The organism is Natrinema sp. CRL1 (assembly GCF_059162405.1).
The window spans coordinates 350,877-376,440 of sequence record NZ_JBLVOY010000001.1 but is presented as its reverse complement, the minus strand read 5'-3'; the positions used below and the strand labels follow the sequence as shown (position 1 = coordinate 376,440).

The 25,564-nt window shown below is 65.6% G+C and carries 27 protein-coding genes; 8 read left to right on the top strand and 19 right to left on the bottom strand.

Going from position 1 to position 25,564, the window contains the following annotated elements; translation table 11 throughout:
• Positions 1-993, top strand: a complete 993-nt coding sequence (locus ACJYUO_RS02010; protein WP_494343742.1) for a hypothetical protein — start codon at positions 1-3, stop codon at positions 991-993.
• Positions 994-1,094: 101 nt separating this feature from the next.
• On the opposite strand, the gene ACJYUO_RS02005 is transcribed toward ACJYUO_RS02010, so the two are convergent.
• The 8 genes from ACJYUO_RS02005 to ACJYUO_RS01970 all read right to left on the bottom strand — a co-directional run bounded on the left by ACJYUO_RS02005 (position 1,095) and on the right by ACJYUO_RS01970 (position 7,426).
• Positions 1,095-1,556, bottom strand: coding sequence for a ribbon-helix-helix domain-containing protein (locus ACJYUO_RS02005; RefSeq protein WP_494343741.1), 462 nt, complete (start codon positions 1,554-1,556; stop codon positions 1,095-1,097).
• A gap of 121 nt (positions 1,557-1,677) precedes the next feature.
• Positions 1,678-2,109: an SWIM zinc finger family protein gene (locus ACJYUO_RS02000; protein ID WP_494343740.1), complete on the bottom strand. Its 432-nt coding sequence runs from the start codon at positions 2,107-2,109 to the stop codon at positions 1,678-1,680.
• 331 nt (positions 2,110-2,440) lie between these two features.
• Complete coding sequence (locus tag ACJYUO_RS01995) at positions 2,441-2,569, bottom strand: hypothetical protein (protein ID WP_267877913.1); 129 nt, start codon at positions 2,567-2,569, stop codon at positions 2,441-2,443.
• Positions 2,570-3,153: 584 nt separating this feature from the next.
• Positions 3,154-3,549: a helix-turn-helix transcriptional regulator gene (locus tag ACJYUO_RS01990; RefSeq protein ID WP_494343739.1), complete on the bottom strand. Its 396-nt coding sequence runs from the start codon at positions 3,547-3,549 to the stop codon at positions 3,154-3,156.
• A 315-nt stretch (positions 3,550-3,864) separates the two neighbouring features.
• Positions 3,865-4,653: a 5'/3'-nucleotidase SurE gene (gene surE, locus ACJYUO_RS01985; protein ID WP_494343738.1), complete on the bottom strand. Its 789-nt coding sequence runs from the start codon at positions 4,651-4,653 to the stop codon at positions 3,865-3,867.
• Between the two features lie 67 nt (positions 4,654-4,720).
• Entirely contained in the window at positions 4,721-6,310 is a 1,590-nt protein-coding gene (locus ACJYUO_RS01980) for a small ribosomal subunit Rsm22 family protein (protein ID WP_494343737.1), read from the bottom strand.
• The gene (locus ACJYUO_RS01975; protein ID WP_494343736.1) at positions 6,307-7,092 is read right to left on the bottom strand and encodes a prephenate dehydrogenase/arogenate dehydrogenase family protein; all 786 of its coding nucleotides are present in this window, start codon (positions 7,090-7,092) and stop codon (positions 6,307-6,309) included. Before ACJYUO_RS01975 ends, ACJYUO_RS01980 begins: the two co-directional genes overlap by 4 nt.
• Positions 7,093-7,207: 115 nt before the next feature.
• On the bottom strand, positions 7,208-7,426 hold the full coding sequence (locus ACJYUO_RS01970; RefSeq protein WP_494343735.1) for a hypothetical protein: 219 nt from the start codon (positions 7,424-7,426) through the stop codon (positions 7,208-7,210).
• A 142-nt stretch (positions 7,427-7,568) separates the two neighbouring features.
• Here ACJYUO_RS01970 and ACJYUO_RS01965 point away from each other — a divergent pair, with 142 nt between their 5' ends.
• Positions 7,569-8,684 carry an NAD(P)/FAD-dependent oxidoreductase gene (locus ACJYUO_RS01965; RefSeq protein WP_494343734.1) on the top strand — a complete coding sequence of 372 codons (1,116 nt, stop codon included), beginning with the start codon at positions 7,569-7,571 and terminating at the stop codon, positions 8,682-8,684.
• Between the two features lies 1 nt (position 8,685).
• Here ACJYUO_RS01965 and trkA read toward each other — a convergent pair whose 3' ends face one another.
• The 4 genes from trkA to ACJYUO_RS01945 all read right to left on the bottom strand — a co-directional run bounded on the left by trkA (position 8,686) and on the right by ACJYUO_RS01945 (position 11,992).
• On the bottom strand, positions 8,686-10,023 hold the full coding sequence (gene trkA / locus ACJYUO_RS01960; RefSeq protein WP_494343733.1) for a Trk system potassium transporter TrkA: 1,338 nt from the start codon (positions 10,021-10,023) through the stop codon (positions 8,686-8,688).
• Positions 10,024-10,167: 144 nt separating this feature from the next.
• Positions 10,168-10,689 carry an SRPBCC family protein gene (locus ACJYUO_RS01955; protein ID WP_494343732.1) on the bottom strand — a complete coding sequence of 174 codons (522 nt, stop codon included), beginning with the start codon at positions 10,687-10,689 and terminating at the stop codon, positions 10,168-10,170.
• Between the two features lie 156 nt (positions 10,690-10,845).
• A complete protein-coding gene (gene yqeC / locus ACJYUO_RS01950) occupies positions 10,846-11,565 on the bottom strand; it encodes a selenium cofactor biosynthesis protein YqeC (protein WP_494343731.1) in 720 nt (239 codons plus the stop codon).
• Positions 11,566-11,719: 154 nt separating this feature from the next.
• Positions 11,720-11,992 carry a DUF8113 family protein gene (locus ACJYUO_RS01945; RefSeq protein WP_494343730.1) on the bottom strand — a complete coding sequence of 91 codons (273 nt, stop codon included), beginning with the start codon at positions 11,990-11,992 and terminating at the stop codon, positions 11,720-11,722.
• A 277-nt stretch (positions 11,993-12,269) separates the two neighbouring features.
• Between ACJYUO_RS01945 and ACJYUO_RS01940 the strand changes: the two genes are divergently transcribed.
• Together ACJYUO_RS01940 and ACJYUO_RS01935 are read left to right on the top strand one after the other, a co-directional pair.
• A complete protein-coding gene (locus ACJYUO_RS01940; RefSeq protein ID WP_494343729.1) occupies positions 12,270-13,007 on the top strand; it encodes an NAD(P)/FAD-dependent oxidoreductase in 738 nt (245 codons plus the stop codon).
• 150 nt (positions 13,008-13,157) lie between these two features.
• Positions 13,158-13,352: a hypothetical protein gene (locus tag ACJYUO_RS01935; RefSeq protein WP_494343728.1), complete on the top strand. Its 195-nt coding sequence runs from the start codon at positions 13,158-13,160 to the stop codon at positions 13,350-13,352.
• Positions 13,353-13,370: 18 nt separating this feature from the next.
• On the opposite strand, the gene ACJYUO_RS01930 is transcribed toward ACJYUO_RS01935, so the two are convergent.
• Positions 13,371-14,303, bottom strand: coding sequence for a Vms1/Ankzf1 family peptidyl-tRNA hydrolase (locus ACJYUO_RS01930; RefSeq protein WP_494343727.1), 933 nt, complete (start codon positions 14,301-14,303; stop codon positions 13,371-13,373).
• A gap of 29 nt (positions 14,304-14,332) precedes the next feature.
• The gene (locus ACJYUO_RS01925; RefSeq protein ID WP_494343726.1) at positions 14,333-14,722 is read right to left on the bottom strand and encodes a DUF5802 family protein; all 390 of its coding nucleotides are present in this window, start codon (positions 14,720-14,722) and stop codon (positions 14,333-14,335) included.
• Between the two features lie 402 nt (positions 14,723-15,124).
• On the opposite strand from ACJYUO_RS01925, the gene ACJYUO_RS01920 reads away from it, so the two are divergent.
• A complete protein-coding gene (locus tag ACJYUO_RS01920; protein WP_494343725.1) occupies positions 15,125-16,273 on the top strand; it encodes a hypothetical protein in 1,149 nt (382 codons plus the stop codon).
• Between the two features lie 318 nt (positions 16,274-16,591).
• On the top strand, positions 16,592-17,251 hold the full coding sequence (locus tag ACJYUO_RS01915; protein WP_494343724.1) for an ArsR/SmtB family transcription factor: 660 nt from the start codon (positions 16,592-16,594) through the stop codon (positions 17,249-17,251).
• Positions 17,252-17,286: 35 nt separating this feature from the next.
• Here ACJYUO_RS01915 and ACJYUO_RS01910 read toward each other — a convergent pair whose 3' ends face one another.
• Positions 17,287-17,925 carry a DUF8526 domain-containing protein gene (locus ACJYUO_RS01910; protein WP_494343723.1) on the bottom strand — a complete coding sequence of 213 codons (639 nt, stop codon included), beginning with the start codon at positions 17,923-17,925 and terminating at the stop codon, positions 17,287-17,289.
• 83 nt (positions 17,926-18,008) lie between these two features.
• Between ACJYUO_RS01910 and ACJYUO_RS01905 the strand changes: the two genes are divergently transcribed.
• Positions 18,009-18,218, top strand: a complete 210-nt coding sequence (locus ACJYUO_RS01905) for a hypothetical protein (RefSeq protein ID WP_494343722.1) — start codon at positions 18,009-18,011, stop codon at positions 18,216-18,218.
• A 122-nt stretch (positions 18,219-18,340) separates the two neighbouring features.
• Here the strand turns inward: ACJYUO_RS01905 and ppsA are convergent, their stop codons facing one another.
• On the bottom strand, positions 18,341-20,677 hold the full coding sequence (gene ppsA, locus ACJYUO_RS01900) for a phosphoenolpyruvate synthase (RefSeq protein WP_494343721.1): 2,337 nt from the start codon (positions 20,675-20,677) through the stop codon (positions 18,341-18,343).
• Positions 20,678-20,921: 244 nt separating this feature from the next.
• Between ppsA and ACJYUO_RS01895 the strand changes: the two genes are divergently transcribed.
• Positions 20,922-21,578, top strand: coding sequence for a hypothetical protein (locus ACJYUO_RS01895; RefSeq protein ID WP_494343720.1), 657 nt, complete (start codon positions 20,922-20,924; stop codon positions 21,576-21,578).
• A 20-nt stretch (positions 21,579-21,598) separates the two neighbouring features.
• Here the strand turns inward: ACJYUO_RS01895 and ACJYUO_RS01890 are convergent, their stop codons facing one another.
• From ACJYUO_RS01890 to thiC, 3 genes are all read right to left on the bottom strand, one after another.
• On the bottom strand, positions 21,599-22,498 hold the full coding sequence (locus ACJYUO_RS01890; protein WP_494343719.1) for a PhzF family phenazine biosynthesis protein: 900 nt from the start codon (positions 22,496-22,498) through the stop codon (positions 21,599-21,601).
• A gap of 86 nt (positions 22,499-22,584) precedes the next feature.
• Positions 22,585-23,919, bottom strand: coding sequence for an alpha/beta hydrolase (locus tag ACJYUO_RS01885; protein ID WP_494343718.1), 1,335 nt, complete (start codon positions 23,917-23,919; stop codon positions 22,585-22,587).
• A 132-nt stretch (positions 23,920-24,051) separates the two neighbouring features.
• On the bottom strand, positions 24,052-25,497 hold the full coding sequence (thiC, locus tag ACJYUO_RS01880) for a phosphomethylpyrimidine synthase ThiC (protein ID WP_494343717.1): 1,446 nt from the start codon (positions 25,495-25,497) through the stop codon (positions 24,052-24,054).
• Positions 25,498-25,564 lie beyond the last annotated feature (67 nt).

Here is a 25,564-nt window from a genome sequence, read left to right as displayed (position 1 = left end):
ATGAGCATCGACAACTCAGGGACGAACCCCTACGGTGTTGACCAAGACGTAGCGGCTGCCGCCCCCGCTGCCGAGGCCGAGGACGGGACGGGCGGCGGAGACATGGCAATATGGGACGAGAGCCGACAGACGCGGCTCAGGGGACTCCTGACAGCCACCTACAGCAACGCCTCGGCCTACACCTTCACACCCGCTGTGGTGGACACGCACAGCTACGGAACCGGATTCGAGGGCGGCGAGATCAGCGCGACCGACCCGCAGACAGTCTCGCAGTTCGTCGAGCGAGGCGACGGCGGCGGCGACATGACCATCTGGTACGAGGACCGGATGACACAAATCATGACGCTGCTCAAGTCCAATTATACCGACTCGAGCAGTTTTGGCATCCCCGACGCGGTGGCCGACTCATTCGGCTACGATCTCGGAATCCCCGACGGTGAAAAAGAAACTGCAGAACCCGGAAACTCGGCCATTCTCGGTGAGGGCGGCGACGACATGGACATCTGGGCAGAGGACCGAGAAACACGGCTCAGGGCGCTCATAACAGCGACCTATTCTGATAGTTCGGCGTACGCGCTCTCAAACGGCGTTGTGGATACGCACAGCTATTCCACCGGGTTCGAATCCGAGCGGCCGATCACCGAGCCCGGCAAGGGTGTCTGGCTGGGGCCGAACTACTGGAATCTGCTCATCAACGGGAAGATCGACGCTCACACGAAGAGCGACGACAGCGACCCGCTGACGGTCACCGACGCAACGATCAAGGCCGAGAAAGATGGCGATGTCTACACGACAACACCGCGCCCAGACGGGACATATTCACTCTCTGTCAACGATTTCGGGGAGTGGACGCTCACGGTCGATCGGACGTACTTCGAGACGGGGTCGTTCACCGTCGACGTGCAGGACACCGAAGTCAACGGCGTCGACCTGTCGCTGGTGATCCCGCAGGGCGGTGGCGGGCTGATCGCGAGAGGCGTCCATCTGGGATGATCGAGCAGCTAACTACCTCTGAATCGTGATACCCGTCCATTCGATCAGTTTCTGAAGAACGGATTCCCGGTCGTTCGTAAGAAGGTCGGAAAAGAGACTGCTTACGCGACTGCTTTTTCTCCCGCCTCAACGATGTCCTCACCGTCGGTGTAGCGCATCGGCGGAACGATCACCCACACGTGCTGGTTCCCCGCCCACACTGAGACGTATCCCTCACTCTCGAGGGGCTTGATGATCTCGTCGAGGACGGCACTCTTCGGCGTGCTGTTGTCGTAGAGCTTGTTCTTCGCGGTCTCGAGTTTGACGCGTCGCTTGCTCTTGTGGCGAGCAGAGGCTCGCTCGTGAAGAATGCGGTAGGCTTCAGCGAGGCGTTCGTCGTCGGGTAGCACCGGCTGGGGTGCGTCTAAGTCGCCTTTCGCTTCGACTTCCTTCTGGACCAGCTCGCGAAGCTTTTCGCTTCGGTTCATGTCCTCGCGGTCGGCGATCTCGTCGAGCGTCTCGAGCAGATCGTCGGGACAGCCGAACGAGACGCGGCTCGAGGGGTCGTGATCCATCCGACCCATCAGCGAGTCACCCCGATTTGCATATCCCGTGAATACGCAGACGGCGTCGGGCTTCGCAGTTCGTATGCAAGGGGGGTGGGGATGCCTACGGAGGCGGCTATCGCGCGGGTGTGCGTGCGCGTCACGGCCGCACCTCCGATTCCCGCTCGTGGTGTCGTGTCTTCTCGATCGCCCCATCATGTGGCTCGCCCTCGAGCGCCTCGTTGGTCGCGTGGCACATCTCGTGTTCGTCGTCGGGACTGCCATCGGTCGACTTCACATCAATCAGTTCGAGGAAGGCAGCCTTCCGGAGCGTGCAGAGATGGGCGCACGGGCCGTCGTGGTACTCCCACCCCTTGCAGTCGCATCGACCGATGTACTCGCCTTTTTCGAGGCCGAGCGCACAGTAATGGACGCTCTCGCCGTCTCTGAGCGTGACCTTGTAGCCAAACCGACCGAACGACTCGATCAGCGCCTCGCGTGGATTCGCTCGAGCCCACGACTCGGTGTCTGCGTCACGTTCCTCGAGGAAGTCGATGTCCTCGCCGTCGGTCGGCTCTGGGAAGGCGCTCATCGGCCGTGGGACACCTCCTGCAGATCGTGTGGGCCGTTCTCACAAACGTGACGGGGGAGGCCGCCGGTCGAGGTTTCGGTGATCATCCGACCACCGCAGTGCGGGCAGTATCGGGTCACGCTCCGACACCTCCGCTGTACTGCGATTGATTACGACCGCGGATTACAGTTGCCCGCCCGGCGAGTCCACTTCTCAACCACTCAGTTCTCAAGGAACCACAGTACTAGGTTTGTAGCTCTAAAGCCGTCCCTACTCCTCGAGTAAAATCGATCCGCGCTAAACGAGACAGTAGCAGTTCAGGGACGGCCACAAACCGCACCTCAAGTCATCCTCAGAAGAGGCCTCTGAAGAGATACAGTGCGACCCCGGAGAGGACGATGAAACTGAGGAAACCGACGAAGATGAGTCCTGCTTGGCGACCGGTGAGCGATTCCCCGTCGAGGAATTCGTCTGAAGGCATGATTGCTGTCTTCGCAACTCGGTCGCTTAAACATGATGGTCCGGCTAGGCGGACAGTCACGACGGAAGACGGGCCGCTCGATCGGTTGGAAACGCACTACTCGAGGCGGTTTTCGACATATCGATCGGCCGCGAATCGGTGGAGCGTCGATGCTCGAGTGACCGACGAGAACTAGACGGTTATCCGTCGTCCGTTCTCACCTCCGGATCGTCGTCGGAATCGTCGACGAGTTCGAAATCGGTCGAGCCACACGAGCAGCTTTCTTGGCCGATAACTCTGATTTCGCCATCGGGCCACTGTCGGGCTGCATAGATCGATCCGCACGCGGTGCACGCTGCAAGCACCCGTGTTACGTCATCTTTGTGTGCCATCCCCAGTGAAGAGATAGCAAAACTCCGGAATGAACTTTTCCACTTGGGAGAAGTTCATTCCAAGAATAGATCACGGCACCAACCGAGACGGCGGAGGTTTGCGACTACCCGCGTTTGAGTACCGATCCTGGCCGAGCCCGTCGCTCTCGAGTCGAAATCGGTCGGGTAAAACCGTCGTCACTGTTCGCAGGGACGGGTCGGATACTGGGGGTGTTATTCGTTGAGATGGCCGCGGTAGCCCTTGGGTTCGAAGCCGCGCCGGCAGATCACGCGCTTGCGGCCGACGGTGATCGCGCTGACTTGGTCGTCGTCTTCCATGCGGTCGATGACGTCCGCGAGGCGGTCCTGGGACCAGCCGGTTTCCTCGCGGACGGTCGATTGGTCGACGCGGCCGCCGCGTTTGACGAGCAGTCTCAGCACTTTGTCCTCGTCGGGTAGTTCGCGTTCGTCGACGCCGTATTCGATATCTTCGGCGTAGCTCAACGTTTCGTCGTCGGTTTCGTCGATCGGTTCCTCGGCCGCCGCCGACGGGGACTCGTCCGATGGGGACTCGTCGGTCGAATCGGTCCAGAGAGACGAGAGGCGAGTCCAGAGTGAATTGAATACCATCTATTGGTCACGCTCCGTTGGGACTATCACAGCTTGAACGCCCACCTACCTTGATTTTATGTTTTGTATATGACATGGTTGAATTCCGTCGGTTACGTCGTGACTATCGTGACGGTGCCGTCGGCGAATAGCGACTGCCTTGCGACCCGCAAGTCAGTTATCACTTTCAGCAACCGACAGGCTCGCCGATATCCCGGTTCGACTGATCCGGATACGTACCACACGCTCGATACTGCCGTAGTCTCCGGTTTCTGCGGCTCGAGTCTCGAGACGATTTCCGATCCGCGTCCACAGGCGCGTCGAGCGGGCACTGTCTCAGTCGCTCCGATAGGAGTCGGCGAGCGCGTCGAGCGCCTCGTGGTGGTTCGTCGTGTGCGGGGCGGTCAGCGGCGAGACGCTGATGCGGCCCTCGACGACGGCGCGGCGGTCGGTCCCTTCGGGGTCGGGAAGCGATTCGGGGTCCATGTCGTCCCAGACGCGGTCGTGAAGGGAGACGTGGCTACCGTTGCGTTCGGCGTCCATCTCGTAGCGTTTCGAGGGGCGCGTGATTTCGATCGGCGCGGGCCCGCCGTCGGGCAGCGGGACGTTGACGTTGAGGTACGCGGCGTGATCGAAGACCCCCGCCTCGAGTGCGTGCTCGGCGAGATACGAGGTCACGCGAGTCGCCTCCGCGTACTCCTCGGCGGTCACCTCGGTCTCTTCGAAGGGTGTGTCGTCGACGGGAACGTACAGCGATGTCGCGATCGCGGGGACGTCGAAGAAGGCGGCCTCGACGGCCGCGCTGATCGTTCCCGATCGTCCGAGAACGTACTCCCCGAGGTTCGCGCCCTTGTTACAGCCCGCGACGACCAGATCGGGATAGGGGCCGAGTTCGGCGAGGCCGGCGACGACACAGTCGGCGGGCGTGCCGTGGACCGCATAGCCCAGTTCCAGTTCGTCGACTTCGACTTCGTGGGAAAGCGACCGGCCGCAGGCGCTTCGGTCGTCGGCGGGGGCGACGACGGTCACGTTGGCGTGCTCGGCGAGGGCGTCGTGGAGCGCCCGGATACCGGTGCTGTCGATCCCGTCATCGTTGGTCAACAGGATCTCGAGGTCGTCGCTCATGTGACGGCGGTCGTGCGGCGGCGCGAAAAGCCCACCGCTTCCGGACGGTTGCCGCCGGCTGCCGGTCTCAGGCGAGCCGGTCGACGATCGTCTCCTCGTCGACGACCAGATTGTAGGCTTCCTCGTCGTCGTTCCAGAGCGCGAGGATCCCTTCGAACGAACAGATATCGCCGTAATCGGCCTCGAGCAGCGGGCGGTTGAGCGCGGTTTCGGTCGTGACGACCGCGTAGTGGTCGATTTCCTCGCTGCCGTCGCTGATCTTGAACAGCGGGTTGGATCGCCCGCCGCGACCACCGGTTCCGTCGCCCTCGCTCAACGAGCGGCTGAGCTTCGCCGCGACGAGGTCGATCCGTTCGGTGACGTGGTGTTCCATTTCGGCCATCTTCGCCCACTGGCTCGTCTCGAGGGCCATATCGATCCGGCGGCGACCGTCGAGGCGGAGCTGCGAGTACGAAAACTGCACGTCGACGTTGACGAACTCGCCGGGCGTGTGCGCTCCGTCGTCGGCTGGCGCAGCCTCGTCGAGCCGGCGCTGGACATCGGGAACGGCCAACTCCGGCCGAACGTCGAACGACCAGCCCCGATCCGCGGGCCGTTCGCCGGGCCAGAGCCGGACGGCGGGGCCGTAGACGGTGACCTGGCCGCGGCGGTATTGCTCTGCATCCCCGCCGTTCTCGTCGTCGAACTCCACTGCCGTCCGGTCCCAGAGCCGTTCGTCCTCGAGTTCGCGTTCGACCGCGCGCAACTGTACGCTCGTGTTCTTGTCGGCGGGAGCCATCGCGAGGAAGGTTCCGTCTGGAGCGAGGGTCTCGAGAGACGAGCGCGCGACGGCAACGGGATCGTCGAGTTCGCTCAGCACGTTGCAGGCGAAGATCAGATCGAAGCCGTCGTCGGGCGCGGTGGGATCGAACTCGTCGCTGGGCCCCTCATCAGCACTGTCACCGTCCCTGCCACCGCTGCTGACGGCTTCGCTCGGATCGAATTCCTCCGCGGTCTCCCGGTGGATCGTCGCGTGGACGTTCCGCCCGGTCTCCGCGAGCAGGTCCTCGAGGACGTCCGCGGCCGCGCTCGGCTCGACGGCGTGGTACTCGAGCAGGGCGTCCTCGGGCAGATAATCACAGAGGCCGAGCGCGGGGCCGCCGACGCCCGCGCCGATGTCGAGGACCCGGAGGTTGCGACCCAGCAGCCCCCGGTCGGCGAGGTCGTCTAACGCGTACTGGATTGCCGCGTAGTAGCCCGGCAGGTGATAGATCGCGTAGCCGGCCGCGACGTCCTCGTCGTACTCGACCGGCCGGCCGTCGAGGTAGTCGGCCTTGAACCGGCGGATCGTCGAGCGCAGGAGATCCCCGGAGACGCCCTCTTCCCAGTTGGGGCCGTAGCGCTCGCCGAGCAGGTCCTCGAGCCGGCGTTCGTACTCGGCGGGGAACCGCTCGACTGGCCCGCGCCGCGGGGAGACCGGCTCGTCGTCGACGGGGACGAACGTGCCGTCGTCTCGCTCGATCAACCCCAACAGCGCGGCGTCCTCGCGGAGGTGCTGTCGGACGACCGCCGGATGCGGGGTCCCCTCGACGTACTCGCAGATCTCCTCGGGATCGATCGGTCGGACGTTGCGCAGGTACTTCGCGTTCGATCGGATTGCCTCTCGTTGATCGCTCACGCTGATTCACCCCCAGTATCGTGCCGCTCGTCGCCGCCTGCCGTCTCGCCGTGCCAGTTCGCCGCCGCTTCCCGGTACAGCGCCTCGAGGTCGTCAGCGTCGGCGGCCGCGATCTCGCTCGCGGCCTCGGCGACCGCGTCCGCGCCGTCGAAGGTGGCCTGAATGTCGGCGTAGACCCGCGGCGTCCCCGCGGTCACCTGTTCGGCGAGCCGTTCCAACCCTTCGTAGATCGGCGTCTCGAACCCGTCCGGAACCGACTCCGCCGCCAGCGCGAAGGATAGAACCGCGGCGTGGGTCGCCGCCTGCACCGTCTCCATCGCCTCGTCGTGTTCCCTCGCCGTCGTCTCGAGCAACTCGTTGCCCCGTTCGGCGAGCCCGGCGAGTAGTTCGTCGGTCGCCGGTCCCGCCCGGTCCCGGACGACGGCGATCGAGCCAGGTGCCCGTTCCGGCGCGAAAAGCGGGTGCAGGCTCACTCGTTCGCGGTCCGGCGCAGCTTGTTCCATGGCCGCGATCGCGGGCTCCATCACGCCCGACACGTCGACGATCGCCCGCTCGGCCCGCTCGGCCTGGGCGGCGATCGCATCGCGTACGTGTGTCATCGGCACGGCGAGACAGACGACATCGTAGGTCCGCTCGCCCTCGAGGTCGGCGATCTCGCCCCCGACCCGCTCGGCTGCGGCGGCCGCCGCGTCACGGTCGACATCGGCGAACGCGACCCGGGCGTCGATCGCGTCCCCGAACCACGCCCCCATCGACCCCGCGCCGACGATCAGTACGTCCATCGCCCGCTCTTACCCGCCGGCATCGCAAAAGCCGTTCGATCCACCGGCTCGCGAGACCGTCACTGCGGTCGAACGGTCTCGGCTGCGGCTCGTGTTCGGGTCGCGAACCGGCGACTCAGTGCTCGTGATCGCTGCCGTCGTTGTGGGAACCGTGATCGTGGTCGCCGTCTCCCTCGTTGCCCTCGTTATCCGCGCCGGGAGTCTCGCTCTCGGGACCGTTATCGTCCTGTTCGGTGGTATCGTCACCGCCGCTGAGACAGCCCGCGAGGCCGACTGCGAGGCTGCTACCGCCGTATGCCAGTAGTCGACGCCGCGTCGGATTCGGACTCTCCATTTTCTCGAGACGACCACGGGCCCGAAGAAAAGCGTTCGTGACTGTCACAGTCCCTGAACCGTCCGGCGATCGCCGTCGGCACAACCGGCAATCCACATGCTCCGTGCCCGGATTCTTGAGGGACCGCGCCCGAGGGTGACCCATGACCCGAATCGGGATCGTCGGCGCAGGTGCGGCCGCCGCGGCCGCCACGTATACCCTCGAGGAAACGCCCGCCGAAACGGAGATCACGGTGCTCGAGAAGTCCCGCGGCCTGTGCGGCCGAGCCGCGACGCGCCGGCGCGACGATGTCGTCTACGACTACGGCGCGAACTACGTCAAGTCCGACGACGAGCGGGTAGTCGAACTGCTGACCGAGACGCTGGACACGGAGGGCTTGGTCGACGTGACGGACCCGGTCTGGACGTTCGACGGCGACGGCACGGTGTCCGAGGGCGACGACCGCGACGGCCACAAGTGGACCTACCGGCAGGGGCTGACACAGATCGCGAAGCGACTGTTCGCTCGCACCGACGCGACGATCCACCGAGAGACGCGGATCGAGACGGTGATCCGGAGTGACAGCGGCGAGACTGGGAGCGGAGACGCGGGCAGGCGCGGAGAGGCAGCTGGGCACGGAGACGCGGGCGGCGTCTGGGACCTCGAGGATACCGACGGCACTCGTTGGGGCCCCTTCGATGTGCTCCTCCTGAACCCGCCGGCACCGCAGACCGCCGAACTCCTGCGGTCGGCCGAGTGGGACACCGACGTGTGCGACGACCTCGCCGACGCCGTCGACGAAGTTCCCTTCCGGACGATCTGGACCGGGATCTTCCACTATCCCTTCGAACTCGAGCGGCCCTACTACGCGCTGGTCAACACGGACAAGGCCCACGAAGTGGGCTGGATCGGCCGCGAGGAGTGCAAGCCCGGCCACGTTCCCGACGGCGAGTCGCTGCTGGTCGTCCAGGCCAACCACGAGTGGTCGGTCGAGCACTACGACGAACCGGCGGCCGAGAACCGCGAGCGACTCGCCGATCTGACCGCCGACCTCATCGGGGACGAGCGCCTGCGGGAACCCGACTGGGCCGACCAGCAGGGCTGGCGGTACGCCTTGCCAGAGGACGGCGTCGCCGCCGATCCGCTGGGCCGAGCCGAACGCGAAGGGCTGTACTGTCTCGGCGACTGGGTCGCCGGCGAGGCCCGACTCCACGCGGCGCTCCGGAACGGGCTCGAGGTCGGCGAGCAGATCGGACGGGAGAACGGAGCCGACGGCTGAGTCACAACGCCGCGGTGACCTCGTCCAGCACGAGCGTATCGACGAAGACGACGACGTGGTCGCCCCCGCGGACGACCGTCTCGCCGCGGGGCGTGATCAGGTCGCCGTCGCGGCTGATCGCGCCGACGACGACGCCCTCGGGCAGATCGGCGACTGCGTCCTGAATGCGGGACTCGTAGAGCGCGCTGTCGGCGTCGATCTCGATCTCGAGGACCTCCGCGCGGTCGGACTCGAGCATGGCGACGTTTTCGGCCCGACGCTTGCGCGTGAACCGGGTGATCTCCTCGGAGGTGACGAGCCGGGGGTTGACGCCGACGTCGATCCCGACCGTTTCGAAGAGGTCGACGTACTCGCCGGACTCGACGAGCCCGATGGTGCGCTCGACGCCGAGTCGCTTCGCCAACAGGGAGACGAGCAGGTTCTTCTCGTCGCTCTCGAGGGTGGACACCACGATATCCGACTCGTCGACGTGTTCCCGGACGAGGAAGTCGATATCCGTCGCGTCGCTTTCTAAGACCAGCGTCCCGGGCAGTTGCTCGGCCAATTCCCGCGCCCGCTCCGGGTCGCGTTCGACTAGTCGCGGCTCGAGCCCGTCCGCCTCGAAGAGCCGCGCCGTCTGATAGCCGATGTCGGTCCCGCCGACGATGACGATCTCGCGGGCGTCCTCGAGGGTCAGTTCGGGCGTCAGCGAACTCGCGAAGGCGCGAACGCTCTCTTTGGATCCGATGACGACGACGGCGTCGCCCGCCGTGATGACCGTGTCACCGCGCGGGATGAGGACGTTGTCACCGCGCAACAGGGCTGCGAACGTCAGCGACTCGAACCGGTCGGCCTCGGAGACGGTCTCGCCGGCGATGGGGCTGTCGGGTTCGACCTCGAACTCGGCCATCTGGACGAGCCCGTCGGCGAAGGTTTCGACGTCGTGAGCGCCGGGCAGGCCGGCGATCCTGACGATCGTCTCGGCGGTCTGTAAGTTCGTACTGACCATGAAATCGACGCCGAACGCGCCCGTCGACTGCTCCCACGTCCGCAGGAGGTTCGTCTTCTTGACTCGAGCGATCGTAAACGGATCGCCGACGGCTTTCGCCGCGCCGCAGATGACGATGTTCGTCTCGTCGACGTCGGTGCTCGCGATCACCAGATCCGCGTTCTCGATGCCGGCCTCCCGCAGCGTCTCGATCGACGTGCCGTCGCCCCGGATCGCCAGCACGTCGTGGGAGTAGGTGATCGAATCGATGCGGTCCGGGTCCGTATCGATCACGACGACGTGGTGGTCGTCGTCGAGGCTCGCGGCGATGTTCGAGCCGACTTCGCCCGCACCGACGACGAGTACCCGCATCAGCCACTCACCCGCGGGCAGCGAGGACACGGGCCGGGACAGCTTCCGCTCATGTCAGCAGTGTCAGTCGCCGAGCAGTAAGTGGGTTTGCCCTGCCAGCGAATCGGGCACAGCGAGTCTCCACCCGTGTGCGGAGCGCAGGCGCTACGGCATCTCGTGCACTGTCAACTCCACGTCCCGCGGCCGCCCCTCGATGTCCGCGACGAGCCGTTCGACGACGGACCGGGCCTCGCTGAGCAGTTTCGGCTCGACTTTCCGGACGACCCAGTCGAGCGAGACGAACCGCGGCAGCGAGATGGCGTTTTCGTCGGCCGAGTGGGGGTCGTAGCGTGCCTCGAAGTAGATCCGGCTCGCCGTCTCCGCGTCCGCCGGCGCGGACTCCGGCTCAGGCTCGACTCGCCACTCGCCGCGGGCGTCGAGGTCGTTGACCAGTTCCCACGTGAGCGACTCGGGGGCCGAGATATCGGTCACCCTCGAGCGAGCCGTGTAGCGCAGCTTCCACCACGCCAACTCGAGGTCGTAGACGGAGCCGACATCGCCGTCGCCGGTGACGCGGACGGACTTCAGGTGGTCCGTGTACCGAGGGTAGTCGGTGAAGGATCGCACGTACGGGAAGACCTCCTCGGGCGACCGATGGGCGAGCGTGCTGAGGAGAATTCTGTCCACACCGGTCGTACGACGGCTCGGAAAGTAAGGATTGCCATACTATCACTCTCTCGCGTCGGCGATTTCCTCGAGCAACTCCCGAGCGTCGCCGGGGTCGCCGAACGAGAGCGCGAGCGCGCGTGTCTCCATCACGCGGACGGCGAGGGTGCCGAAGCGCTACACGACGTCGACGAGGGGCCGGTCGGCACGCAGCTCCGCGAGGACGACCCGCGGAACGTCCGCCCGCTCGTGGATTTCGGCGGCGACACGCCGCGCAGTCGCCTCGAGGGCCTCGTCGTCGACCATGTTGAGGAGCGGAATGACCGTCGCGCCATCCGGGATGTCCTTGCGACCGCCGCGATCGCTGGTGAGGACGGTCGCCACGTCGGCCGGCCGGATCTCGTCGCCGGGCTCCAGCCCGGTCAGTTCCGCGACCCGCTCGACTCGGTGGACCCGCTCCTCGGTCAGCGGCTCTCCGACGACGTGTGCGCTCGCGATCGGAACGACCGTGTCCGCACTCGAGGGGAGCTGTGGCTCCCGATCGTTCGGAGCTTTGAACCGACGCATCCGCGCGCCATCGGCTTTGACGAGTACCGGAACGTCGAGTCCGGCGAGGGCGTCGACCGTCGCGCGGTCGTAGCCCAGGTAGCGGTCCTCGCGTTCCCGTTCCGGGACGACGCCGAGCGGCCAGTCGGTTGTTTCCGCGACGGCCGTAATCGGATCGTCCGTGACCGCGACCCGCTCGACCCAATCGTCGAAGATCGGAATGCGGACCGTGGCGGTGACGACCGCGCGCTCGAGGGCCGCCGCGAGCGTCGCCATCGTCGTCTTCTTGCCGCCGGCCCCGACGACACAGGTCGTTCCGCGCCGCGCCTCGAGGGCCTCGACAACGTCCATACCCGAACACACCGGGCGACCCGTGATAACGGTTTCACTCCGTTGCGTGGCGGGGACCGCGGTCGTGTTCGGCGCGCTCGGGTCCGAGTAAGACGGCATCGAAAAGAGGACGTGGGACGTGAGACGCGAGCCGGCATCTGTCCGCGCTACTGACTCACCGTAGCTCCATGTTCTCGGCGCGTTCGGCGGCGAGGTCCGCGATCTCCTCGACGGACATATCGGAGCGGTCCGCGAGCACGCGCGTCAACATCCCGAGTTGAATCGCCGCGGCCTCGCGGAGTTCGGCCGCTTCCTCGGTGTCGTTGCCAAAATAATACTCGTGGCGACCGTCCTCGTGGACGAGCCCGGTGTACACCGAACGGAGGTCCTCGTCCGTGATCGCCGCGGCGGCTTCCGTCTTGACTGCCTCGAACTGCGGGTTCGTCATACTCGAAGGCCGTTCCCGAGGGACTAAATCGGTGTGGTCGGGTCGTCCGTCGTCACCCCAATCGCCGATCAGGCCCGAACAGCGTCGGACCGCAGCGATGACGATCGACGCGTCGCGATCGGAGACCGACGAAGCGGTGTTGCAGACGCCGAACGTCGACTCGAGTAGCGGTCCACACGTCGCTACCGGCGACTGAGCTTGCCCGCCCCCGACAGGCTCCGTTTCTGGGCCGCGACGGACGATAACCTTCTATACACGCGACGCTCAACGGAGGGGCATGCGAGACGTTTGTATCGTCGGCGGCGGCGTCGCCGGCCTCGCCGCGTCGATTTTCACCGCTCGTGCGGGACTGGACACCCTCGTCATCGACGGGGGCGAATCCATCCTCGCGCGCAACGCTAGCCTCGAGAACTACCCCGGCTTCCCGAACGGGGTCGACGCCCGTCGGTATCTGCAACTGACCCGCGAGCAGGCCCGGAACGCGGGCGTCGAGTTCGAACTCGGCCACGTAACACGGGCCGAACCGATCGAAGAGACCGACCTCGAGGAGGGCTTTGCCCTCGAGACCGAGGGTGGAAGCCCTCTCAGAACCCGCCGGCTCATCGCGGCCTCGTGGTCGGACAGCGACTACCTCGTCCCGCTGGACGTGGGTCGAACCAAACGGGGAAGCAAACACTTCGTCAACGTCGACAACGGCGGGCGCACGGCCGTCGACGGCGTCTACGCCGCGGGCCGACTCGCGGACGAGCCCCACCAGACGATCGTCGCCGCCGGCCACGGCGCGAAGGTCGGCCTCGCGGTCGTCCACGATTCGGACGCGAACTTCTATCACGACTGGGTCGTCCCCGAGGGCTACTTCACCGGCCGCGGCCGCGAGGTGCCACCGGGCTGTGAAGAAATCGACGACGAGGAACGACGGCGACGTGACGAGCAGGCCAGAGAAGCGATGCTCGAGGCCTTCGCGGAGCCCCTCGACGAGGAGCCAACGATGCATCCGAGCGTCGAGCAGGACTGAGACGTCCCGTCGCATCGTTTCGGGACCAGAAGTACCCTGTTTCGGTCCGACTCGGTCCGCCGTTTCGTCCGTGAAACGGTCCGACGCCCTCTCGGAGTCCCCGTTCAACGGACGGTGCTATTATGTGCATTCGCCATGATAACGTACAGCATGAATGGTGTTCTGAACGAGACGACGAACAAGATCCACAAGCACGAATCGGGCCAGTCCGACTTCCAGACGGCCTGCGGCGCGACCGCCCACATCGCTCACGAACACCTTCGAGTCGTTCCCGTCGAGCAAGCGGTCAGCGACGGCGACGCGAACCGGTGTGGTCGCTGTTTTGCCGACGGCGGCGGCTATTGACGACCGGTCGAGACGGGCTTACAGCACCCGCAACTCCGTCGTCCAGAACGACCGAACGGCGTCCTCGAGCGCCGGCTTCGGGTCGCCGGTCGCGTCGACGGCGGCCGTCGCGGCCGGCTCGAGGGTCGATTCTTCGACGAGCGCGTCGACGATACCGCGCTGGCCGGCGAGAAAGAGCGGTATGTCGGCGGCCTCGCCGCCGGGTTCGTACGCGGCGAGGGCGTCTCGACAGCGCTCGAGGTGGTCGTCGATCTGGCCGTCGCGGATCCGTTCGAACCGGGCCTGGGAGAACCCGCCTTTCGAGTGGCTTCCCTTGACCTCGCTCTCGAACCCGCGGTAGTCGACGCGGTCCGCGCCCTCGTAGACCCCGAGGGCGAACAGGTCGGTCCGGACGAGCGCGACCGCGTGGCGACCGGTCGGCAGGAACCACTCGCGCTCGAGGGCGAACCGGTCGCGCCACGTCGCCTCCCGGTCGGGAACCACCGGCGGCGCGAGCGTCACGGCGAGTAGTCCCGCGTCGTCGACACAGCACAGACACGGCGCGGCATCGTCGACGAGTGCGACGCGATCGCCGAGGACCGGTTCCAACTCCCCGCGCGCGGACTCGGAGAGCCCGTCGCTTCCCACGCCGACGGTCAGTGCTCCTTCGGGATCCGTTCGAAACGTCATCAGCCGGTCGAGTACCGATTCGAGTCGGGCACCCCGCAGTTGCTCGCGGCGGCGGACCGCCATCCCGGTTTCGGCCTCCTCGACGCGTTCGAGTTCGCCCTCGAGTTGGGCGATCCGGTCCTCGAGTCGATTGATCCGCTCCTCGGCGTCCTGTCTCGCGGTTGCAGCATCCGCTCGGCGTTCGGATTCGGCCTCGTAGCGTTTGCGTAACCGCTCGTTTTCGTCCTCGAGTTCGGCGATGCGGTCCTTGAGCGATGCGCGGCCGAGCAACTCGTCGAACATCCGGGCGAAAACGGGAAGCGAGCGTACTTCTAGGTTCCGGCGTTTCGCAGGTCCTCGTCGGGCCGGTTGCCGGCGGGTTGCCACTCACCGGTGAACGCGAGCAGTTGCCGAGCGCGCTCCCGGCGAGCGAGGAACACCTCCCTGAGCGACGGCGGATTCCTGATCTCGGCTCCGTCGACCATCGATTCCGGCAAGGCGAGCGTATTCGTCGGGATATCTGTCGCCCCGTGAACCGGGAAGTGCTGGGACTCGAGTTTCATTACGAGCGGTGTGTCGAGGCGCTCGAGGCCGTCGCCGGTCGCGTACACCGCCTCGTTGATCCGCTCGTGTTGCTCGCTGTGCATGAGTGCGCGATCCCCGTCAGTGGGAGTCACGTAGAGTCGTCCGAGATAATAGCTTTGCGAGAACACCTCGAACATGGTAACAAACACCAAGGTGCGGAGCGACATAACTGTTTGCAGATACGTTTAAGTCGTCGCGCTATCAGACCGATCTCCGACAACGGTTTCGGGGCCAGTCGGGAACCCTCGCCCGCTTCAGGCACGGGTTACCGAATCAGCTGTCGGTTCCCGCGGCCGACCCGTCGCGTTCAAGATTGTTCGTAGCGTGTGATTGCGGCAGCCTCGGCCGACACAAACGATTCGAACGGTCCAAACGAGCGCGGGTCGACTCGCGATAGAGTGCAAACTATGACTGGGTGGGATCGCGACCACTGCGGCCCGCTTGAACGCTCGGAACTGATCTCGAGGGTCGATCGAACTGAGTAAACGATACGAACGAAGGTCCGTCTTTTTAGTATATTCGAGACAACGACAGAAGCGATGACACCCACTCGGTCGGTCACGCTTCTCGTGGCCGCACTGGTCGTCGGGCTCACGGTCGCGCCGCTTGCAAGCGGTGCCGTCGCGAGTTCGTTGACCGCGGCCCAAACAAGCCAATCCGACCAAACCGAGACGGCAACCACGAACGCATCCGTCGGGACGTTGATGCAGGCGAACGCGGCCGAGACGAAGAATACGGTCGATTCCGAACTGTTCGACGCGAAGTACGAAACCGCGGACAACGAGAGTCGCGACGATGTCGTCCGAGATCGGACGGCCGAACTCGAGGCCCAGTTGACCGACCTCGAAGCCGAACGCGCCGAACTCCGGGAGCAACGCGACTCGCTCGCTCAGGGCGCGTACCGCTCCCGAATGGCGACGCTGACGGTCGACATCGCCAGCCTCGAGCGGTCGATCGAACGAACCGAGCGCCGCGCCGCCGAGGCCGGCGTCAACGAGACCGACCTCTCGGACCTTCGGGAGAACGCCTCGCGGATCCGGCAGAACGCGTCGAAAGACGCCGGTCCAGGTACCGCGGCGGTCGCCCGCGGACTGTCCACCGGCAACGGTAACGGACCGCCCGGTGCCGGCGGCGGCCCGCCGGACGACCGCGGCCCGCCAGCCGAGAAGGGGAATCAAGGACCCGGTGACGCTCCCGGCAACAGCGAGAACGCGGGCAACGGCGACGTACCGGGAAATAGCGCCAATGCAGGAAACGGTGACTCCCCCGGGAATAGCGAGGATACAGGCAGCAGTGATGCGCCGGGAAATAGCGAAAACGGGGGGAACGGTGACTCCCCCGGAAACAGCGAGAGCGCAGGGAACGGCGACGCACCGGGAAATAGTGGAAACGATGGAAACAGCGACGAAGCCGGAAACGGCGGAGACGAAGGCCAGAGTGATACATCCGGAAACAACGGTAATGCCTCCGAAAGCAGCGACAACGGAAGCAACAGTAATTCCTCCGGAAACAACGCCAACGGAGGCAGTAGTAGCGCCTCTGGAAACAACGGCAATGGAGGCAATAGTAGCGCCTCCGGCAACAGCGGCAACGGAAGCAACAGTGATGCCTCCGGAAATGGAGACAGCGCTGGATCGGGGCAGAACGCAGGAAACGGCCAACCGTCAGGGAACGGGAACGGCAACTAGCTGACGGAATCCGAGCCCGGTGAGTTATTCTCTCGAATACCGACGCAACTACGGTCAGCACCTAGCACGGACGACGAATCGAGGCCGAAAGCGATCGTCCGGCCCGGACCAATGCTCTTCGATCGTATCGCCGCCTGCGTTCGAGCACGTACCGTCTTCGCGCGGCTCAATCGCGTTCTTCGAGATCGGTACGCCCCGACTCGGCCACCGATCGGTGCGATCGCCGCGAATTGACTCGAGGGCGTCGCCGGGTCGCGGTTGTGCCGTGAGTCCGGCGAGCAGACACCCTTTTCAGCGGCGATCACTAACCCTCTCTCGATGGACTCCGCCGCGTTGTTGGATTTGCTCGGGAACGAAAATCGGAGACGGATCCTTCGGTTGCTCGCCCGCAAACCGTGTTATGTCACCGAAATTTCGGAATACCTCGGCGTGAGTCCCAAGGCGGTTATCGAACACCTCCGGAAACTCGAGGAGGCGGGCTTGATCGAGAGCCGCGTCGACGACCAGCGGCGAAAGTACTTTCATATCGCCCGCAACGTCCGCCTCGAGGTGAACGTCTCCCCGTACGGTTTCGCGAGCAAGAGCGCCTATCCGGCAAACAGCAGTTTCGATATTACGACCTGTCGCCACCTCACGCTCGACGTCTCTTGGGACGACGACGGTGATCTCGACGACCAACTCGGTGCCCTCGAAGAACTCGAGCGCCTCGAGAACGAACTCTCCTTGGCCCAGCGGTGGGTGCAGGGACAGCTCTGTGACGTACTCGATTCCATTTCCGAAAACGTCGGCACTGGCCCGGAGAGTCGGATCTACGCCGACCTGCTCGCGAGCGTGCGCTCGGAGCCGAAATCCGTCGGCGAACTCAGCGACGACATCGACGCGCCCCGCGAGGTCGTCGCCGAGTTACTCGAGGTGATGGCCGACAACGGCGTGGTCCGGCGAACCGAGCGCGGCTGGGAACTGACGACGAACGGATAACGAAGGAGCGAACGACGAGGCGACCGAAGACTGACTCAGTCGATATCTCGTGCGAGACCGTCGCGCAGATCGCGGCCGAAGTAGTAGCCGACCACGGACGCGAGCAGCCCCACGGTCGCACCGACGGCGACGAGCGTTTGTCCGGAGCCAACGGCCGCGAGGACGGCGTTGTTGAGGATCGCAGCGACACCGCCGACCGAGACGCCGGCGACGCTCATCTCGAGGTAGCGCCGTTTCGACGCGAGCAGGCCGACGGTGAACGCGACGCCGAACATGCCGATCACGCGACCGGCGATCGGCAGCACGGTCGCGCCGGCTAGCAGGCCGGCACTGAGGACGAGCACCAGCGCGAGAAATTCCTTCGGCGAGAAGTATCGTCCAAGCGAGAGCCGCGACGTGAGCGGGGCGAGCCACGAGCGCGACGAGCCGGTGTCGGCCTCGCCGGCTGGTTCACCGACCGGTTCGGACTCGGGTTCCGGGCCGCGATCGATTCCGGTGGACAGGTCCTGCAGGGAGTCACTGCCGGACGCGTCGTCCGGATCCACGGATTCGGGCGACGCATCGCCGGCACCTCCCGTCTCGGAGAGCAGTCGATCCGTCTCCTCGAGGAGGTCGTCGGTGGCGGGCGGGTCTCGGTCCCGACGCTCGGTCACCTCGTCAGAACGGTCGCTCATATGTCACCTGAGGCCGGCCTGTCTCATGGACCTTTCCCTGCGACGGCCACAGGCTATAGGGGGGTCGCCGCCCCAGCGGGCCTATGACATGGGCAGGGCCGGCCGTGTTCGGGCTGTTCGCGGTCGGTGCCGGTGCGTTCGTCTACGTTCTCGTCGCGAACCTCGAGCCACAGCCCGAGTATCCGGAACTCATGACCGACCTACTGCGGCTGCTCGGGTTCGCGATCGCGGTCTGTGCGGTCGGGATCGGGGTCGTCTTTCTCGTCGCCGCCGGGCGCGCCTACACGTGGTGAGAAGGTCAGCTGTGAATCCGGCCGATCGGTTCAGGCGCGTCACTCGAGGCTGTGACTGAGAACGAGACGGACGCGACCGAAACTCACTGTAATTCTACGATCAAAAGACAGTGTGAGGCGGGTTAGCGAACCGAATCCAGCAAGAGTTTCTGTTCGACGCGTTTGACCTCGTGTTGGACGTCGCGGACGGCGTCGATGTTCGCGGAGATCGACGTGATTCCCTCGTTGGCGAGGAACTGAACCATCTCGGGCTTGGACCCTGCCTGCCCGCAGATACTGGTGTCGACGCCGTGTTCGCGGCAGGTCTCGATAACGTCGCCGATCAGGCGCAACACGGCAGGGTGGAGTTCGTCGAATCGGTCGGCGACGTGCTCGTTGTTCCGATCCACGGCGAGCGTGTACTGGGTCAAATCGTTGGTGCCGAAGGAGGCGAAGTCGATGCCGGCCTCGGCCAGTTCCTCGACCGAGAGCGCGGCGGCGGGCGTCTCGATCATCGCACCCCACTTGCGTTTTTCGGGGTCGATCCCGGCCTCTTTCATGCACTCTTTGGCCTGATAGACGTCCTCGGCGTCGTTGACCAGCGGCAGCATGATCTCGACGTTATCGTAGCCCATCTCGTAGAGCCGGCGGAACGCCTCGAGTTCGTGGGCGAAGACGTCCGCTCGGTCGAGCGAGCGGCGGATGCCCCGATAGCCCAGCATTGGATTGTGCTCTTCGGGTTCGTCCTCGCCGCCCTCGAGTTGGCGGAACTCGTCGGTGGGGGCATCGAGAGTGCGCACACGGACGGGCCGGGGGTAGAACTCGTCGGCGACGCCGCGGATGCCGTCGACGAGTTCCTTGGTGTAGGCGTCCGTGCCGTTCTCTTCGATGAACTTCTCGGGGGTCTGGTTCAGCGAGAGGATCATGTGCTCGGTCCGGAGGAGGCCGACGCCGTCGGCACCCGTCGCGGCCGCGCGTTCGGCCGCTTCCGGAATGGAGACGTTGACCTTCACCTCGGTCGCGGTCATCGGCTTGACCGGCGACTGCGGGCGTACCTCCTCGACGGGTTCGGTCTCCTCGTCGGGTTCGACCGCCGCTCCCTCGAGCACCGAGCCCTTGTCGCCATCGAGCGTGACGACCTGGCCGTCTTCGAGGACGGTCGTGGCGTTGGTGGTGCCGACGATGGCGGGGACGCCGAGTTCGCGGGAGACGATGGCGGCGTGGCTGGTCATGCCGCCCTCGTCGGTGATGATCCCCGACGCTCGCTTCATTGCGGGTACCATATCCGGCATGGTCATCTCGGTGACGATGATGTCGCCCTCGCCGACCTTCGCCAGGTCGTCGAGCTTCGTGACGATCTTCGCCGGGCCGCTAACGGTGCCCGGACTCGAGCCCAAGCCGTCGACGATGACCTCGCCCGAGCCGCTCGCGTCGGCGGTATCGGCGCTGGAACCCTCGGCGGCTTGGACGCTGCCGCTGCCGTCGGTGACTCCCTTCGTGGGATCGACGCCTTCGGCGTCGGTGGCGTCGTTGCTGTCCTCATCGATCGTGGTGATCGGGCGGGACTGGAGCATGTAGACTTCGCCGTCGACGATGGCCCACTCGACATCTTGGGGTTCGCCGTAGTGGTCCTCGACGCGCTCGCCGAGATCCATGAGGTCGTCGATCTCGGTGTCGGAGACGACCCGTTGGGTCCGTTTGTCCTCGGGCACCTCGCGCTCGACGGTCTGGCCGGTCGCCTCGTCTTTCTCGTGTTTGACCTTCTTCTCGGCGATGGTCACGTCCATCGACCGGTCTTCGCGGTCGATGACGTAGTTGTCCGGCGAGACGGCACCGGAGACGACGGCCTCGCCGAGCCCCCACGCGGCCTCGATGATCATCGTCGGATCGCCCGTCGACGGGTGGCTCGTGAACATCACGCCGGACTTCTCGGCGTCGACCATCTGCTGGACGACGACTGCGATGTTCACGGCGGAGTGGTCGAAGCCCTGTTCCTGTCGGTAATAGATTGCCCGCTGGGTAAAGAGCGAGGCCCAACACTCACGAACACGGTCCAGCAGATCCTCTTCGGTGACGTTGAGGAACGTCTCCTGCTGGCCCGCAAAGGAGGCGTCGGGCAGGTCCTCGGCCGTCGCCGACGATCGGACCGCGACGAACGCCTCGCCGTCACCGACCTCGCGGTAACTCGCGACGATCTCCTCGCGAAGCTCGTCGGGGAAGGGGGTCTCGAGGATGAGTTCTTGTGCGCGGTCGGCGGCGTCGGCCAGCGCACTCGAGTCGTCGACGTCGACATCGACGGCTTCGAACAGTTCCTCGTCGATCTCGGCATCTTCGATAAACGATCGATAGGTCCCGGCAGTCACGACGAATCCCGGTGGAACGGGCAGCCCCGCGCCCGTGAGCTCGCCCAAAGAGGCACCTTTCCCGCCGACCTTCTCGAGGTCGCCGGCACTGATCTCGTCCAGCCAGAGTACAGCCATCTCTATTGAGGTGGTCACTGGACCGAATAAAGAAGGTTGCGAACAGTATCTCCCAATCGCAACTCACAAGTGAATGAGTTTCCACCGTAGCGGCCGGCGAACGGACGCTACGGACCGACAGTCACGAATCGAGCCAATCGGTGACGCGGGACGACGACCGATATGCGCGCGTTACATCGCCGAACGGCGGGACGATCGATTTGTTTCCCACAGCGACTATACTATTTCGGTGACTGTTCCCGATATGGGACTTCGAAATCCGTTCAAGTGGACGCTCGTCTATCGCGCGATCACGGTTGGGGCGCTCGGGCTCGGACTGGCGCTCGTCGCCGCGGGATTTCTCGCCGGCTTCGGCGGCGCGATCACCGGACTACTCGCCGATCCGCTGAATCCGGGGCCGGCGATCGAGAGCGCGAATCCGATGATCACCCTGCTCTTTGCCGCGCTGGGAATCGTCGTCTGGCAACTCGGGAAGAGCTACGCGCTGTTCGTCACGCTCCCGCGTGCGGCGGGCCGAGCCGCCGGCCGCCAACTCGACGCGAGCCGACTCGCGAGCGAGGTTCAGGACGGACTCGACGACCGCCTCGCCGATATGGAAGCCGAACTCGCCGAGACGCGCCGGGCGGTGGCGGCACTCGAGGAGGGCGGCCGGACGGCGACCTTCGACGAGCGCGAGCACCTCGATGGCGACGCGACGGCCGGCGACACCGCAGCGGCGACTCGAGAGACAGAGGCGGAACCAGAGCCGAAGTCCGAGTCGCCGCCTCGATCGACCGGACAGGGGCCGTCACCGCCCTCGAGTCCGTCGAACTCCCCGGGAGAGGGCCTCGAGAGCGACGAGAACAGTGACCGGGACGATGATGACGGTGACAGCAACGGCGGCAGCGACCCGCTCGCCTGAGCGCGGCCGGGTCAGCGGACTTAGGCTTCGAGAATCTCGTCTTCGTCGGCTTCGGGGACGACGAGAGAGCCGTCGAGGACGGTCACGCCGCGGCCGCCGACCCGCACCGCGTCGCCGAGACGAACCCGGACGATCCCCGGGCGGTCGACGTAGTGGCCCTGCTCGAGTCGAAGCTCCTCGGGCAGATCGTCGTCGAACGCACCGAACCGGTCGAGGTACGCGCTGACGGCCCCGCTTGCGGTGCCGGTAACCGGGTCCTCCGGGACGCCGGCACCTGGCGCGAACATGCGGCCGTGGACCGTCGACTCGGCCTCGAGCGCGTCGAAGGTAAAGAGGTAGACGCCCGCGGCGTCGACCGCGTCGGTGAGGGCTTCGACCGCGGCCATCTCGGGTTCGGCGTCGCCGACGTCGGAGAGGTACGTGATCGGGACGATCAGGACGGGGAAACCGGTCGATGACACCGCCAGCGGGATATCGGCGCTCGCGCCCTCGAGAGCGGCCCGATCGACGCCGAGCGCGTCGGCGACCCGCTCATAGCCCACGTCGACCTCGCGGATCGTCGGCTCGTCTTGAGTCATCCAGACCGTGCCGTCGTCCGCGACCTCGATCTCGATCGTCCCGACGTTCGTCTCGAGGGTCGACGTTCCGGCCGCGAGACCATCGTCGTGGAGGTGTGTGAACGTGCCGATCGTCGCGTGGCCACAGAGGTCGACCTCCTGTGTCGGCGTGAAATAGCGGATTCGACGGTCGGCGGTCTCGCTCGAGCACAGAAAGGCCGTCTCGCTGACGGCCATCTCCGCGGCGATGGCCTGCATCTGGTCGTCCGAGAGGCCGTCCGCGTCCGGTACGACTCCCGCCGGATTCCCGGTGAGCGGTTCGTCGGTGAAGGCGTCGACCTGCAAGACCCGAGTCGTCTCCATACGACGTGGATCGGGCGACCGGCGTATGAATCCTCGGTCCATCGATCGAGCGACCGGCGGCTCGGCTCCCGCCGGTCGGCCGGACGTTACAGCCCGTCGATCCAGTCGGCGAGATCGGTGACGACCGCCTCGTCAACGTTGTTACGAACGGCGTAGGCGAACTCGACCGACTCCCCCTCGCCGGGCATGAACAGGTGATTGAGCCCGTCGTAGGTCTCGAACTCCGCCGCCGAATCTCTCTCGAGTTCGGACTGCCACCGCGCGACGTCGTCGGCGGCGCTGACCTGAAAGTCGCGTGTCCCCTGCAGGAAAAACAGGGGCGCGTCGATCTCCGCCGCGGTCCTCAGGTGGTCGTAGGACTCGAGGCTCTGCCAGAAGGCACCGGGTTTGTTGAGCAGCGTTTCGTCCGCCTCGTACTCGCCCGACCGAACCCGTTCGATCTCGTCGGTCCACGTCTCGTAGACGCTCGCCAGATCGCCCCATTCTTGTGACCCGACCGACACCTTGTGTTCTAGTTGGGCGAGTGTCAGTTCGTGGAACGGCCGCGCCGGCGCGGCGAGGCCGACGACGCCGGCGAGATTGCCGTCTCGAGCGGCGATCCGGGGCGCGGCCCGACCGCCGAGACCGTGGCCGACGACGGCGATCCCATCGGGGTTGACACCCTCGACGCTCCGTAAGCGCTCGACCGCGACCAGCGCGTCGTCGACGGTGACGCCGTCGAGGGTGTACTCGGTGCCCGTGACCTCGCAGGCGGGAACGCGCTTGTCGTACCGAAGAGTTGCGATCCCCTGCGTGGCGAGTCCCTCCGCGAGGTCCGTAAAGAACTGCGTGCCGCCGCGTGCGGTGTCGGCGGTCACCGGTCCGGAGTCGTGGACCAGCACGACCCCCGGCACACCGTCGCCGTCGGCCGGCGTCGTGACGGTTCCGGGGAGCGAGCAGCCGTCGGCCGAGAGGGTCAGGTCCTCGCTGGCGATCGCGCTCGAGTCGACGTACGACGGGCGCTCGTACTCGTCGATGACCCCGCAGTCGACGATCCGCGAGTCGGTGTCGACGACGACGCGGCAGTCGTGATCGCCGCGGGCGAACGACAGCGTCAGGTCGACCGCCGACGCGCCGTTGCCCGTCTTCACGTTCGTGTCTGCGACCTCCTCGAACGAGCCGCCGACCGCGTTGTACCCCATCCAGAGCCGCTCGAGGCGACCGGGGTCGCCGTACCGATCCTGCTCGCTCGAGACGAATTGATCGCTCGCCCGTTCGAACTCCCCGTTCGCGAGGTTCTCGACGAACGCCGTCGCGACGCCTTCGTCGCTCGCCGGGCCGCTTCCGTCGTCTTCGTCGGCGAGCAGATCGGCACAGCCGGCCGCTGCCGACGCCGTCGCCGTCGATACCGCCGCCAGTACGGTCCGCCGTCGAGGTGCCATTGATACCGAATCGACCACGATCTATCGGATAAAGACACGGTCGATTCTCTATGACTGTATTCGGGTTTGATATTCAAAGGTCGTGGCCATCGACCTCCGAGTCTACGAATTTACGAGACCGCGAAACCTCGATCAGTCGTCTCCCGGCTCCGAGAGCGCGTCGCCGCCCTCGTGGTCCGCCATCGACGGCAGATCGCCCGACTCGTGGGTTCCCACGGGCGGCCGGTTGACCTCGGCGGCGGACGAGGACTCGAGGTCGGTACGGTCCTCGCCCTCGATAGCTTTCATCTCGCCATCCGCTCTAGCATCTTGATCGATCCGCATCGAGCAAAACTCCGCGCCGCACATCGAGCAAAAGCGCGCTTCCTTGTAGTTGTCTCCGGGCAGCGTCTGATCGTGGAACGACCGGGCGCGCTCGGGATCGAGCGCGAGGTCGAACTGCTCGCGCCAGTCGAACTCGTAGCGGGCCTCCGAGAGCGCGTCGTCCCAGTCGCGCGCGCCGGGGCGTTCAGTCCCAACATCGCCGGCGTGGGCGGCGATCCGGTAGGCCGCGAGTCCGTCGCGAACGTCTCCTTCCTCGGGGAGCCCGAGATGCTCTTTCGGAGTGACATAACAGAGCATCGCGGCCCCGGCTTGGGCCGCCATCGCCGCACCGATGGCGCTCGTGATATGGTCGTAGCCCGGCGCGATGTCGGTCACCAGCGGACCGAGGACGTAGAAGGGCGCGCCGTCACAAACCGCCTGTTGGCGCTCGACGTTTTCGGCGACCTTGTGCATCGGGACGTGGCCCGGCCCCTCGACCATCACCTGTACGCCGTGGTCCCACCCCACTCGAGTCAGTTCGCCCAGCGTGTCGAGTTCGGCGTACTGGGCCTCGTCGCAGGCGTCGGCCAGACAGCCCGGCCGCAAGCTGTCGCCCAGACTGAACGTCACGTCGTGCTCGGCGAAAATCTCACAGATCTCCGGGAAAACCTGATAGAACGGGTTCTGTTCGCCGTTTTCTTCCATCCACTTGGCCATGATCGAACCGCCCCGCGAGACGATCCCCGTCTTCCGGCCGTCGGTCAGCGGCAGGTGCTCGGCGAGGATCCCCACGTGGATCGTCATGTAGTCGACGCCCTGCTCGGCCTGCTTTTCGATGATCTCGAGCAGCAGGTCTTTGGTGATCGCTTCGGGACTGCCCGCTTGTTTGACCGCCTCGTACAGCGGCACCGTCCCCAGCGGGACCGGGGAGTGCTCGACGTGGGCTTCCCGGATCTCGTCGAGATCACTGCCCGTGCCCAGATCCATCACCGTGTCCGCGCCGTAGTGAACCGCGGTGTGAAGTTTCTCGAGTTCCGTCTCGAGGTCGCTGGTCGTCTCGCTGTTGCCGATGTTCGCGTTGACCTTCGTCGCGAACTCGCGGCCGATGATCATCGCGTCGAGCGCGTCGTGGTTGACGTTCGCCGGAATCACCGCCTGCCCGTCGGCGACCTGCTCGCGGACGAACTCGGGATCACGGTTCTCTCGCTTGGCGACACGTTCCATCTCCTCGGTGAGCCTGCCCTCACGGGCGGCCTGAAGCTGCGTCTGTGCCATCGATAACTAGGTTGTATTACTAGATTATAAACCTCCGCCGGTTCCGGTCACCGACTGTCGGGTCGCT